Annotated in this window: 12 protein-coding genes; 9 read left to right on the top strand and 3 right to left on the bottom strand. The window is 46.1% G+C overall.

Annotation, left to right across the window (positions count from 1 at the left end):
- The first annotated feature begins 103 nt into the window (after positions 1–103).
- The 4 genes from MHB84_RS23435 to MHB84_RS23450 all read left to right on the top strand — a co-directional run bounded on the left by MHB84_RS23435 (position 104) and on the right by MHB84_RS23450 (position 5,171).
- The gene (locus MHB84_RS23435; protein ID WP_076291892.1) at positions 104–2,089 is read left to right on the top strand and encodes an AraC family transcriptional regulator; all 1,986 of its coding nucleotides are present in this window, start codon (positions 104–106) and stop codon (positions 2,087–2,089) included.
- 157 nt (positions 2,090–2,246) lie between these two features.
- On the top strand, positions 2,247–3,284 hold the full coding sequence (locus MHB84_RS23440) for an NAD(P)/FAD-dependent oxidoreductase (protein WP_076291893.1): 1,038 nt from the start codon (positions 2,247–2,249) through the stop codon (positions 3,282–3,284).
- A gap of 226 nt (positions 3,285–3,510) precedes the next feature.
- Entirely contained in the window at positions 3,511–4,155 is a 645-nt protein-coding gene (locus MHB84_RS23445) for a hypothetical protein (protein ID WP_076291894.1), read from the top strand.
- Between the two features lie 539 nt (positions 4,156–4,694).
- Entirely contained in the window at positions 4,695–5,171 is a 477-nt protein-coding gene (locus MHB84_RS23450) for a hypothetical protein (RefSeq protein ID WP_024630975.1), read from the top strand.
- A 223-nt stretch (positions 5,172–5,394) separates the two neighbouring features.
- On the opposite strand, the gene MHB84_RS23455 is transcribed toward MHB84_RS23450, so the two are convergent.
- Positions 5,395–5,988 carry a thymidine kinase gene (locus MHB84_RS23455; protein ID WP_024630974.1) on the bottom strand — a complete coding sequence of 198 codons (594 nt, stop codon included), beginning with the start codon at positions 5,986–5,988 and terminating at the stop codon, positions 5,395–5,397.
- Between the two features lie 184 nt (positions 5,989–6,172).
- Between MHB84_RS23455 and MHB84_RS23460 the strand changes: the two genes are divergently transcribed.
- On the top strand, positions 6,173–6,385 hold the full coding sequence (locus MHB84_RS23460; RefSeq protein WP_076291895.1) for a hypothetical protein: 213 nt from the start codon (positions 6,173–6,175) through the stop codon (positions 6,383–6,385).
- Positions 6,386–6,393: 8 nt separating this feature from the next.
- Here the strand turns inward: MHB84_RS23460 and MHB84_RS23465 are convergent, their stop codons facing one another.
- Together MHB84_RS23465 and MHB84_RS23470 are read right to left on the bottom strand one after the other, a co-directional pair.
- On the bottom strand, positions 6,394–6,741 hold the full coding sequence (locus MHB84_RS23465) for a potassium channel family protein (RefSeq protein WP_024630972.1): 348 nt from the start codon (positions 6,739–6,741) through the stop codon (positions 6,394–6,396).
- Positions 6,742–6,927: 186 nt separating this feature from the next.
- Complete coding sequence (locus MHB84_RS23470) at positions 6,928–7,251, bottom strand: DUF2627 domain-containing protein (protein ID WP_076291896.1); 324 nt, start codon at positions 7,249–7,251, stop codon at positions 6,928–6,930.
- 244 nt (positions 7,252–7,495) lie between these two features.
- Here MHB84_RS23470 and lpdA point away from each other — a divergent pair, with 244 nt between their 5' ends.
- The 4 genes from lpdA to MHB84_RS23490 all read left to right on the top strand — a co-directional run bounded on the left by lpdA (position 7,496) and on the right by MHB84_RS23490 (position 12,580).
- Positions 7,496–8,920 (top strand): dihydrolipoyl dehydrogenase, encoded by a 1,425-nt coding sequence (lpdA, locus tag MHB84_RS23475; protein ID WP_076291897.1) that lies wholly within the window; start codon positions 7,496–7,498, stop codon positions 8,918–8,920.
- Positions 8,921–9,059: 139 nt separating this feature from the next.
- A complete protein-coding gene (locus tag MHB84_RS23480) occupies positions 9,060–10,088 on the top strand; it encodes a thiamine pyrophosphate-dependent dehydrogenase E1 component subunit alpha (RefSeq protein WP_063565722.1) in 1,029 nt (342 codons plus the stop codon).
- Positions 10,089–10,090: 2 nt separating this feature from the next.
- A complete protein-coding gene (locus MHB84_RS23485; protein WP_024630968.1) occupies positions 10,091–11,077 on the top strand; it encodes an alpha-ketoacid dehydrogenase subunit beta in 987 nt (328 codons plus the stop codon).
- Between the two features lie 48 nt (positions 11,078–11,125).
- Positions 11,126–12,580, top strand: a complete 1,455-nt coding sequence (locus MHB84_RS23490; protein ID WP_076291898.1) for a dihydrolipoamide acetyltransferase family protein — start codon at positions 11,126–11,128, stop codon at positions 12,578–12,580.
- The last annotated feature ends 23 nt before the right edge of the window (positions 12,581–12,603 follow it).

Consider the following 12,603-nt stretch of genomic DNA (forward strand, 5'->3'; position numbering starts at 1 on the left):
ATAATAGTGAACCACTATAACGCTTCGGTTAAGGATGGTTTGCAGAATAATGATCTTGTACAAGGTCTTTATTCCTGGTGAGACTAGGATTGGAGAGTAATCGATGCAATTAAACGAACAGATGCATAGCTGGAATCACGCGGCTGTTAAAATTCTGGATATACGCCGGATCGTCATGGAGGCAGGGGAGATACAGGAATCCTATTTGCTTCCGGCAAACGCTTTTATATACAGCATTCGGGGTGCAGCACAACTTATATTGGATGGGAAAACACACGAAGCACAGCGATTCTGTATTCTGCATAGTGGTAAAGGGTCATCACTGGATATTCGGGTGAGCGAAAAGTTTGAATATTATTTGCTGTTCTACAGAGCATTCCTTGCGTTCCCAACTCATCGTAAAACATGGAGGTTATCACAACCTCCTCAGGTTCAGGTTGCTCCGTTCTCTTTGCAATATGGGTTTACGCCGAGCAATCCTCTTGCTATATTACGCTATTTTGGTGAACTGGAGAAAGCATGGGATCAGGCGAGCAGATTGGACTTGCTGCAAGTGAAAAGTTTGTTCTACCAATTCATTCATGAGCTGTTGTTTCAATTGGCAGAGCAGGAGGTCAGGACAGTGCTTCCAGACCCTATTGAGCAATCACTTCGCTACATTCAGCAACATTATAGGGAACAGGTGACTTTGGATTTTTTGGCTGAACAATTCAACTACAGCTCCCGTCATTTATCTATGCAGTTTAAACGAAAGACAGGACACAGCCCGATTGATTATCTCATTCAAACGAGACTGACCAAGGCCAAGAATCTGCTTGTGCGATCCGATGCAACCCTGCGCGAAATCGCGGCAGAAGTGGGATACACGGATGTGTATTATTTCAGCCGCATTTTCAAAAAACATGTGGGCCTATCTCCCACACTCTATCAGCGGAAAATAAGAGACCAGACCCTGGCAGAGGATCATCCATTACAATTCTCCGAATCGTCCATTGGCTGGAGATGGAAGCGAGGATATATTGATTATGAGAATCATTATCAATATATAGACGGAGGGTCTACATCAATGAAAAGAAGAAAAGCAAGCTCCAGCATGATTTTGGTTGCACTTTTAAGCATCACAATGCTTTTATCGGCATGCTCCGCTGGCACTGCAACAACAGCAGCTACGGGTGAAGGAACGAATACGAATTCATCTACGAGCACAGCCACATCTTCATCATCAGAATCAGGTAATCAAACGAACAATGAAAATGGAACACGCACGATCTCCACGGTTAAAGGTGATGTTGTTGTTCCGGCAAATCCTAAACGGGTGGTTGTACTTTATCTTCAAGGAGATGTTGTAGCGCTAGGAATTAAGCCTATTGCGACGTCTGACGTTTTTGATGGGGCTGCATATAAGAATGAGCTTGAAGGTGTAAATTCACTGGGCACCTGGTTTGAACCAAACCCTGAGGCTGTCATTGATCTGGACCCGGATTTGATCATTGTTCCCTCAGAAGAGACTTACACGCTATTAAAAGATATTGCACCAACGGTGTATGTCCCATATGAGAAAATGACAACGGAAGAAAGACTTCAGAGTATCGCTAGCATTTTCGGCAAAGAACAGGAAGCAGACGTTTTAATCGACAATCTTAACAGTAAAGTTGAAGAGAGCAAGAAAACACTTGCTGATGCAGGCATACTGGACAAAACGGCCTCCATCGTCGAGGGTGGACTGAAAGAGATGGTCATTGTAGAAAGTAAGCAGTACGGCCGAGGATCTCAGGCTATATACGAGTACTTGGAAATGAAAGCACCTGAAGCGGTCCAGAAAAAAATTGACGTCGTTTCCGACGCGGCAGGTTCGACCTTGTCCATGGAAGTTCTTCCTGAATATATGGGAGACTACGTATTTCGTTCAGTATATGAAGGCGCAGATAACCTTAACGATAACCCAATCTGGAATAGCATACCCGCTATCAAAGAAGGCCGTCTAATCGAAATTGACTTTGATTTCTTCTATTACTCGGATATCTATTCTATCAACAAGCAAATCGATTTCGTTGTCGAGCATCTATTGGCAGCTTCCAAAGTTAAGTAATCAACAAATAAATAACCGATAGTAGTTTTGTATAAGAAATGTTTGAATTTTAGCCATTGTAATTTGATAAGTTTCCCATTAGACTAGGAAAAGAGTGATAATGAGAATCGATATCAAATAGTCGAGTGCTTTGGACCGAACTGATGGAGGTAACTACATGGATCAGCATTTGGAATTATATGATGTAACAATTATCGGCGGGGGGCCTGCCGGCATGTATTCTGCATTTTACAGCGGGATGCGTGATATGAAGACCAAGTTGATTGAGGCGCGGGATAGATTGGGTGGTCGCATGCTCTTTTATCCAGAGAAAATGATCTGGGACGTTGGCGGCGTCACTCCAATTCTGTGTGAAAATTTGATTAAACAGCTGGAAGAACAGGCGAGAACATTTGAGCCAACGATTGTGTTTGAACAGCAAATTGAAGGATTCGAGCGTCAGCCTGATGGCACGATTCTGCTGACATCGAGTACAGGAGAACAACACTGGACACGTACCGTCATATTGGCGATCGGGTATGGTATATATAAAATGGCGAAGCTGGAGCTTGAAGGCGCTGACCGTTATGAGGTTACCAATCTTCACTATACAGTACAGGAGCTGGAGCCTTTCCGTGGCAAACGGGTACTGATCTCTGGTGGGGGTGACTCCGCTGTAGATTGGGCCAATGAGCTTGAAGCACTGGCAGAACAAGTGACGGTAGTGCATCGTCGCGACCGCTTTGGTGGATTGGAGCGCAATGTACTACGGATGAGAGAATCCTCAGTAGATATTCGTACACCATACGCCGTTGATACCCTACATAGTCAAAGTGGGGAGATCATCGAACAGGTGACGATATCCCATGTTGAGACAGGTGAGAGTGAAGTCCTTGATGTGGATGCGATTATCGTTAACCACGGCATGAAGAGTGATTTTGGCCCGATCCGGGATTGGGGACTTGATCTTGGTGAATGGCATGTCACTACAACAGAGAAGCTGCAAACAAATATTCCAGGCGTCTTCGCTGCAGGAGACTTTGTAGATTACGGAAGTAAACTGTATCTGATTGCTGGTACATTTACGGATGCTGCCCTCGCGGTAAACAGTGCAAAACTGTATATGGATCCTGAGGCGGATAAAGTTGCCTATGTGTCTTCCCATAACAGCCGTTTCAAGGAGAAAAATAAAGCACTTGGTGTTGTGGAAGAATAGAATCTCTTCATATAATTCAACTCCAATTGTTCAAATCAAACGAAGTAGTTCTGGCTAATGCCGGAACTGCTTTTTTTTGTTTCCATTTTCGGTATGAACCTCCTCGAATTGCACAACATAGAACAGGCACCGGAATTGAACATGCATCATCAACTGTCTATAATGAGCCTTAGAAGTGAGGAGAAACATCAAGAAACGTCAAACAGATTAGAGTGGAGTGCACAATATGAAAAAAGAATCTCAACGTATATCCACATTTATTCATCGGTGGTTCAAAGGCCCTGAGAAAAAACGGATCAAATGGTCGGAAGTCTATCTCGCTGTTGCTGGAAAAATGCATCGACTATTGGTGGAGGGCCGGCGCGCACGTTCAGCGGCCAGAAGACTGCATCAGGATTTGCCCATTACCGCTTTAGGCCAGATGAAGCTGGAGCCGGGAGATATTTTATATACGCCAAGTTCAGAATCAACTTATTACGCTGGGCATATGGGGATTATTGGACTCGACGGTAAAGTGTATCACGTACACCCTTATGGACCTGTGTTTGCTGATTCCTTGGATTGGTACATCACCCGCTTTTATGAGGGAGATCGTTTCATTGTGTTTCGTTCCCATTTCAATCAGGCTGGTGTGAAGGCAGCGCAGTGGGTACAGGATCATTACAAGCAGGTGAAATTTTACCGATTGCAGACAAATCTGCGCAGCATTGAACGAAACTATTGTTCCAAGTTTATATATCAGGCGTACCAATTTACAACTGGACTTGATCTGTGGAGTCGAAAGTTTGTGAAGTTGAATCTGGGATATATCTATCCGTTTCGAATTGAGCGCTCACCTGAGCTGGAGGTTCTTGGAACGTTTTATAAATAAGGCAAGTTAACCGACGGAAGTTCCTTTCTCCTACAAGAGGTTTGAGGCAGGTTCTGTCGGTTTTTTTTGTATGTGTAGAGATCAAAAACAGGAAAAAGGCTCAAAACGTCGAATAGATTATGAGATAGGCATGCACAACTTGGAATCGTATACATAACCAATGCAGGATCAATTTTTGCCCAAGCATAAGCAATTTACCCCTTAGAAGGCAAACAAGGAAGAGAGAGAAAGAGATGAAATGGCTGAACTTTGTACGCAGGTTCAAATCAAACTCAAACGTAGTAAACCTATCCGATTACACTCCTAGGAAGGAAAGGAGGCAATATTGTTCCATCTGTAGTAAAAAAGTGAAGTCCATCGTGCATTATGCGACTTCCCAGGGAAATGTTGCAGGTGTATGCAGTTCTTGTAAATCAGTGGCGGAACATCGAGGAATGTTACCCATTTAATAAGGAAGAGATACGCTCAGGAAATAACATTGCTTTGATTTATGAGCGTTTTTGTAGTACATTAGCAAATGTATTCGAAGGAGGATTCTAATGTACTCAGGTAGACAAGACGATACTTTATACATCATGACCTACACCTTAAACAGCGGTATCAAGGGTACGGTTCCACTGTCAAATAAGCAGATTATTGAGTGGCTGGATTGCTACAGAAATGAGAAGCGCTTCGTGACCGAAATCGGCAAGGAGTTTTTTGGATTGAATGCAGGATTGGTAGCAGATTTTAAAGTTCAGAATCATTTATCGGATTATCAGCAGACAATTATGCCTACACAGCAGCAGGATAACATGGAACGCTTGTCCAGCGCATATAAATCAACCGAGTTATTAATGAAGATTGATTGTAAATGTGGCACGGCATATGTTACGGAATCTCCATATAAGCGCACCAAATGGTATTGCACCAAGTGCAAAGAGATTGTATTTTTGGATGCCAAAAAAGGAATGGTAGAAACGTCGCGTGGCGACGCCTACTACATGACCAACAAATATTTTGTTTCCCGGGACTAGAGGGAGATGACGAATGGAAAGCATCGCTGTGAGGCGGTGCTTTTTTGTGTGCACAGAAAGAGCGCGTGACCGAGATATGGAGAAGTATATTAAGGGCATGCTGGTAAAAAGGAGTTATAATAAAAAAAGCCCACAGGGGCTTTTTTTGAAATCTCAGGAAACCTGTAGCAGCAGATACCGCCGTTCAGAACCTATAGATTGAATATTGAATAACTGAATCAGCTCAGCATTCAACTTTGTGAGGAGGAATGAAGCAGCAGCGACAGCGCGGCTCATAAGCTTCTGAATCGCCAATCATGACGACTGGTCCAAGCGTTACAGGCTCTCCATTAACGATACGCTGGGTGAAAGCCGCATCCGGGCTTCCGCATACGGCACAGAATGCCGACAGTTTCTCAATGTCATCAGCCATGGCGAGCAAACCGCCTACATATCCGAATTCCTTGCCACGGTAATCCATATTCAGTCCATCCACAATGACATGTTTGCCACAGTAGGCTAGCTCGGAGACCAGTTCCATGATGGCACTGCTGAAAAATTGCACTTCATCAAATGCAACAACATCAGCATCTTTGGTCTGAGTCAGGATCATTTCTACGGATTCCGGGGTCAATTGCCGGGGAATGGAATGGGCAGGCAGACGATAGCCGATACGGCTAACGATCTCGTCTTGGGCAAACCGATCATCTTCGGCAGGTTTGTAAGCAACGACCTTTTTACGGCCAAATTGAATTAATTTCTGACAACGGCGAATGAGTTCACCGGATTTTTCACTAAACATAGGTCCTGTAATTACGGTAATTCGTCCTGTTTGCACAGTTCTGCTACTCCTCTCACATGCGGGATTCAACAAAAAAAAGCGACCATTACAGAGTACCACAAAATCTTTAGTAAGAGCCAGAACTAATCTAAGCAGCTTTGTGTTACTATATGGATTGTTAAGCTGTTGGTTACGGCAGTGTAGTGCATAAGCCAGGAGCGATTGAAAAGAGGGGTTAACGATGAGTGAAGCATTATCCGAATTACAAGAGCGATATGAACGTTTAAAAGGGCAGTCAGTCCTTGACGAAGCTACGCAGGCGTTGTTTGCAGACTTGTTCGCTGAAGCGGAGCGGCTGCAAGCCAGTAATCTGACGTTGCGCAGAACGATTCTGAAGTCCTCTTCCAAAGAGTCGCGCATGTCTACCAAGCTGCGGGATGCATTATACGAATAACCCGGAGATTACTCCGGGTTCTCTTCTGTCTGCAATTTGCGGGGAAATAGAATACCTGCTGTAATTCTGGCAATCATGGCGAAGGTGAGGCCGATACCTGCAAACATATAGATGACCGTAAATGCCTTGCCGAATCCGGTCGATGGTACAAAATCCGGATGTCCCACCGTTGTTAGAGTTACTGCGCAGAAGTAGAGGGCATCAATCCAGTGCAGACCTTCAACACGAGTATAGAATAACGTGCCCGAGAGAAGTGTCGCCGCAGTTAATACAAACAGAGCCAGGAACTTCTGGTCCTTGAAGGCATGGAAAATGCCTTTAAGCAATCTTTTTAGTGTAATGATAAACGAGACCATGTTGATCCATCCTGTCTATGGAAGAGTGGGCATTGTGCATATTCAAGATACTAACTCTGAATTTATGCAAAATACCTGTTTGAATAAATAAGCATTATACCTGATCAAGTAACGCATATAAAGGCAGATGTAAGGTTGGGATGTTGAAATGTTGCGGAGCCAGAAGAAATGACAAAAAGCCCGGACTCAGGAAGTCGTACCGGGCGTCTCTGCTTTGTCGGCTGATGGTGTGTTTTTTGAACGAAAACGGGGTCCTACATAATTACGCTTGCGGTCACGGAACAGAATCCAGCCTCCCAGAAAACTCATGCCTGCGGCGAACAGGACAAGTCCTCCACCAAAGGAGAGCCATTGAAAACCTGGTGAGATCTGCTCGTTCCCATGCTCGGCATAATACAGGAAAAGGGCGTCCTTCATCATTAGAAAACCCTTCATTGCCATTAACCCGGGAATGACCAGAACAATAATCGCCACGAATCGTGCAAAGATCAGTCTAGTATTCATCACCATTAAACTCCTTCTGCCTGAGGTTGACGTAAAATAAAGGTTGCGCTTACAGGTCATACCTGATTCCATCATAGCTTGGTTTTCAGAAGCTGTCCATGCGTTTCAGGGTCAAATTTTGAGTTGACTGCTCAAGGGGAGTACAATGGAATATAGATAACGTCTATGAGAAAGAGAATCATTTGAATCATCATCTTACAAATATATTGAAATTGTATTGAAATTATATGGATAGAGGAGAACATTAAAGATGCCAATTACATGTGATGTTGCCATTCTTGGAGGAGGAACGGGAGGGTACGTTGCTGCCATCCGTGCCGCACAGTTAGGAAAACAGGTTGTTATTATCGAGAAGGATAAGCTAGGGGGCACCTGTCTGCATCGTGGCTGTATTCCGAGCAAGGCGTTGCTGCGAAGTGCGGAAGTGTACGCTGAGATACAAGAGAGCGAAATGTATGGGATTGAAACTGCTGGAGCAACACTTGTATTTCCGAAGGTTCAGGCGCGCAAGGATGCAATTGTGGAGCAGCTTCATCAAGGTGTGCAGTATTTAATGAAAAAAAATAAAATTCAGGTCGTACACGCCAAAGGGCGCGTAATCGGACCTTCCATTTTCTCCCCTCAGAGCGGTGCTGTGGCTGTCGAGTTTGAAGATGGCGAGATGGATACGGTTGTGCCAACCAACCTCATTATTGCTACCGGGTCTCGCCCACGGGTACTGCCAGGTCTTGAGCCAGACGGCCGATACATCATGAGCAGTGATGAGGCTTTGCGAATGGATGAATTACCAGCATCTCTGATCATTGTTGGTGGTGGCGTAATTGGCCTCGAATGGGCCTCCATGCTGAATGATTTTGGCGTCGAAATTACAGTTGTTGAAGCTGCTGCTCATGTATTGCCAGCAGAGGATGAAGATGTAGCCAAGGAAATGCAGAGATTGCTTGGGAAACGCGGTGTTCGCTTCCTAACAGGCGCTAGCGTTCTGACAGAGACATATAGCATACAGAAAGACGGTATTCAGATTGATGTCAAGCTGGGGGACGAGAAGCAAGAGACCCTGAAAGCGGACAAGATGCTGGTGTCGGTTGGTCGCCAGGCCAATGTCGAAAATATCGGACTCGAAAATACAGATATCAAACTCGAACGCGGATTTATTGCCGTGAATCAACATCTTCAAACGGGTGAGGGACATATTTATGCAATCGGCGATGTCATCGGCGGATTACAGCTAGCACATGCAGCGAGTCATGAAGGCATTTTGGCAGTGAATCATCTGGCGGGTGAAACGGTACATGCCGTCGAATCACATCGAATCCCGCGCTGTGTCTATACTCGTCCGGAAGCAGCGAGTATCGGATTCACGGAGCGCGAGGCCAAAGAGCGTGGTTATGAAGTGAAGACAGGCAAGTTCCCGTTCCAGGCGATTGGAAAATCTTTGGTTTATGGAAGTCGGGATGGATTCGTGAAGGTAATCGCGGATGCTAAGACGAATGATATATTGGGAGTACATATGATCGGTACCCATGTGACGGAACTGATCGCTGAAGCCTCTTTGGCTCAAATGCTGGATGCCACACCTTGGGAAGTGGGACAGACGATCCATCCTCACCCTACTTTATCGGAAATCATGGGTGAAGCCATGTTGGCAGTAGACGGAAAATCGATTGGAATGTAAGCCGGACAGGCTTATGAGAAAGGTCCTTTCCTTTTTTGGGTAAATGGGATTATAATAAGGTTAAGCCAAGTCTTAGTACCAGGTTATAAGATCGGGTAGTAAGACGGGCATAGGCTCTGATTAAAAGGAGGTACCTCATATGAGTTCAAAAGGTACTGCAGACGCGGTCCATCGGCATGAACAGCTGGGACTTAGCGATGGTGAAGTATTGGATATGTACAAATACATGCTGCTCGCACGCAAGTTTGACGAGCGTTGCTTGCTCTTACAGCGGGCCGGCAAAATTAACTTTCACGTATCCGGTGTAGGACAGGAAGCTGCGCAAGTAGGCGCTGCATTCGGTCTGGACCGGGATCACGATTATTATTTACCGTATTACCGCGATTATGGCTTTGTACTGGCGGTTGGCATGACTCCACGTGAGCTGATGCTGTCTGCTTTTGCGAAGGCGGAAGATCCGAATAGTGGCGGACGGCAAATGCCGGGTCACTTCGGTCACAAAAAGCTGCGGATTGTAACGGGCTCCAGTCCAGTTACGACACAGGTTCCGCACGCTGTAGGGTTTGCATTGGCTGCCAAAATGAAGAAGCAAGAGTTCGTTTCTTTTGTAACTTTTGGCGAAGGGTCAAGCAACCAAGGAGATTTCCACGAAGGTGCCAATTTCGCAGGTGTTCATAAACTTCCTGTGATCATTATGTGTGAGAACAATCAGTATGCCATCTCGGTGCCAATTCACAAGCAGCTGAGTGGGAAAATATCGGATCGTGCACTAGGTTACGGGTTCCCGGGACTGCGTGTAGACGGAAACGATGCGCTGGAAGTATATGGTGCAGTCAAAGAAGCTCGTCGCCGCGCAATCGCTGGTGAAGGACCTACACTTATTGAAGCGATGATGTATCGTTTGTCTCCACACTCCACTTCCGACAATGATCTGGCATACCGGACCAAGGAAGAGGTTGAAGAGAATTGGAAGAAGGACGGCGTGCTTCGCATGAAGAACTATCTGATCGATTGCGGCATCTGGGACGAAGCCCGGGATGCGGATCTGGCTTCCCAGCTTGCGCTGGAAATGAAAGAAGCGACTGAATACGCAGACAACGCGCCATATCCGAAACCTGAGGACACTCTGACGCACGTTTATGCGGACAGCGAAGAAGGGGGACGGTAAGTATGGCGGTTATGGAATATATTGATGCAATCCGTCTCGCGATGAAAGAAGAGATGGAGCGGGATGAAAATGTCTTTATCCTTGGTGAAGATGTCGGGGTTAAAGGCGGTGTGTTCACTACAACCAAAGGGTTGCAGGATCAGTTCGGCGAAATGCGTGTCATGGACACACCGTTGTCCGAATCAGCGATTGCAGGTGTAGCTATTGGTGCTGCGATGTACGGTATGAAACCTATTGCCGAGATGCAATATTCGGATTTCATGCTGCCTGCAACAAATCAGATTATTAGTGAAGCGGCCAAAATTCGCTATCGCTCCAACAATGACTGGAGTTGCCCGATTGTTATTCGTGCGCCGATTGGCGGCGGTATTTTTGGTGGGCTGTATCACTCCCAATGTCCGGAATCGATCTTTTTTGGCACACCAGGTCTGAAAATTATAGCTCCATACTCGGCATACGATGCGAAGGGACTGCTCAAAGCAGCTATTCGCGACCCGGACCCGGTTCTCTTTTTTGAAAATAAAAAATGCTACAAGCTGATCAAGGAAGATGTGCCGGAAGATGATTACATCGTTCCAATTGGTAAAGCCAACGTGCTTCGCGAAGGAGCAGATATTACAGTTATCGGTTATAGCCAGCCACTTCATTTTGTCATGCAGGCTGCCGAAGAGCTGGAGCGTGAGGAAGGCATTACTGCCCATGTACTGGATCTGCGCACATTGCAGCCACTTGATCGCGAAGCCATCATTGCATCCGCTCGTCTGACTGGCAAAGTGCTGATTGTGCATGAAGATAATAAAACTGGTGGTGTAGGAGCGGAAGTTGCGGCTATCATCAGTGAAGAATGTCTGTTCGAGCTGGATGCGCCGATTCAGCGTCTCTGCGGACCAGATGTACCGGCAATGCCGATTAGCCCAACATTGGAGAAATTCTATATGCTGAGCAAGGATAAAGCCAAGGAAGCGATGCGTACACTCGCCGAGTATTAAGTCGTGTAGTGAGATAGTTTAAAAGCAAAGTTTGGAGTGATATAACCAATGAGTATGAAATGGATCGAGGTCATTATGCCGCAGCTGGCGGAATCGCTGGTCTCGGCTACCATTGCCAAATGGTTGAAAAAACCGGGTGACCGGGTTGAACAATACGAACCGATCTGTGAAGTAATTACGGATAAAGTCAATGCAGAGATTCCATCAACCGTTGATGGAATTATGGGTGATTTGTTGGTCGAGGAAGGTACGACCATTGCGGTTGGCGAAGCCATCTGCCGCATGCAGGTAGCTGCTTCTGATGCGGAAGCAGCAGAACAAGTAACCCAAGCTTCGCAGCAACAGAATGGTGATCATGTTCATGCACAACAAAGTGCGAACTACGTACCTGCTGCTGGTGCAGCGAGTACAACAGGTCATGATCCCAATCAGCCGATGCGTAACCGCTATTCTCCTGCGGTTCAATCCCTTGCAGCTGAACATGGTCTGAACTTGCAGAGTATTCAGGGCACCGGAGCAGGTGGACGGATTACACGTAAGGATGTACTGGCTGTCATTGCACAGGGTGGAAACGCGGGCGCAACGTCTGCACAGTCTTCTACTGTAGCAGGACAGCAGGTCTCTTCAGCAGCACCTTCAGGTTCTCCTTTCAGCGGATTGAATCGGGGGAATGCAGACTTGGGCGCATCTGCCGGAGAAACAGTTCCAGCAGCCGACGCAGGCGTTCCTGTGAGACATTCCGGTATACATCTGACCGAAAGTCCGAAAATTCCGCAAATCGAAGTAGAGGGTGGCGGACAGGGAAGATCCGAATACTTCATCGACGTTACTCCAGTTCGTAATGCCATTGCTCGTAATATGCGTCAAAGCGTATCGGAAATTCCTCATGCGTGGACGATGATTGAAGTGGATGTGACGAATCTGGTGATGCTGCGCAACAAACTCAAGGATGAGTTCAAGCGCAAAGAAGGTATTAACCTGACGTATCTGTCCTTCATGATGAAGGGTGTCGTCAATGCCATTAAAGACTACCCAATCATGAACTCCGTCTGGGCTGTTGACAAAATTATTGTCAAACGGGATATCAACCTGTCGATGGCAGTGGGTACAGAAGACTCTGTACTTACACCTGTAATTAAACATGCTGATCAGCGCAACATCGCTGGCCTAGCTCGTGAAATTGATGAGCTGGCACGCAAAACTCGTGAAGGCACGTTGAAGCTGGACCATATGCAGGGCGGAACCTTCACGGTTAACAATACCGGATCATTTGGGTCTATTCTGTCACAACCTATCATTAACTACCCGCAGGCAGCGATTCTTACCTTTGAGTCGATCGTCAAGAAACCTGTGGTCATTAATGACATGATTGCTGTCCGTTCCATGGCGAACCTTTGTCTCTCCCTGGACCATCGTATTCTGGATGGAGTCATTAGCGGACGGTTCCTGCAACGTGTAAAAGAGAATCTTGAAGGATACACCATGGAATCGAACGTGTATTAAGAGAGAGCAAGTGCATCATTTCA

This window comes from Paenibacillus sp. FSL F4-0087, assembly GCF_038020215.1.
Classification (GTDB): domain Bacteria; phylum Bacillota; class Bacilli; order Paenibacillales; family Paenibacillaceae; genus Paenibacillus; species Paenibacillus taichungensis.

Coding starts and splice junctions, on each gene's coding strand:
- MHB84_RS23435 (WP_076291892.1), top strand. CDS start 104: ATGCAATTAAACGAACAGATGCATAGCTGGAATCACGCGGCTGTTAAA.
- MHB84_RS23440 (WP_076291893.1), top strand. CDS start 2,247: ATGGATCAGCATTTGGAATTATATGATGTAACAATTATCGGCGGGGGG.
- MHB84_RS23445 (WP_076291894.1), top strand. CDS start 3,511: ATGAAAAAAGAATCTCAACGTATATCCACATTTATTCATCGGTGGTTC.
- MHB84_RS23450 (WP_024630975.1), top strand. CDS start 4,695: ATGTACTCAGGTAGACAAGACGATACTTTATACATCATGACCTACACC.
- MHB84_RS23460 (WP_076291895.1), top strand. CDS start 6,173: ATGAGTGAAGCATTATCCGAATTACAAGAGCGATATGAACGTTTAAAA.
- MHB84_RS23465 (WP_024630972.1), bottom strand. CDS start 6,741: ATGGTCTCGTTTATCATTACACTAAAAAGATTGCTTAAAGGCATTTTC.
- MHB84_RS23470 (WP_076291896.1), bottom strand. CDS start 7,251: ATGGTGATGAATACTAGACTGATCTTTGCACGATTCGTGGCGATTATT.
- lpdA (WP_076291897.1), top strand. CDS start 7,496: ATGCCAATTACATGTGATGTTGCCATTCTTGGAGGAGGAACGGGAGGG.
- MHB84_RS23480 (WP_063565722.1), top strand. CDS start 9,060: ATGAGTTCAAAAGGTACTGCAGACGCGGTCCATCGGCATGAACAGCTG.
- MHB84_RS23485 (WP_024630968.1), top strand. CDS start 10,091: ATGGCGGTTATGGAATATATTGATGCAATCCGTCTCGCGATGAAAGAA.
- MHB84_RS23490 (WP_076291898.1), top strand. CDS start 11,126: ATGAGTATGAAATGGATCGAGGTCATTATGCCGCAGCTGGCGGAATCG.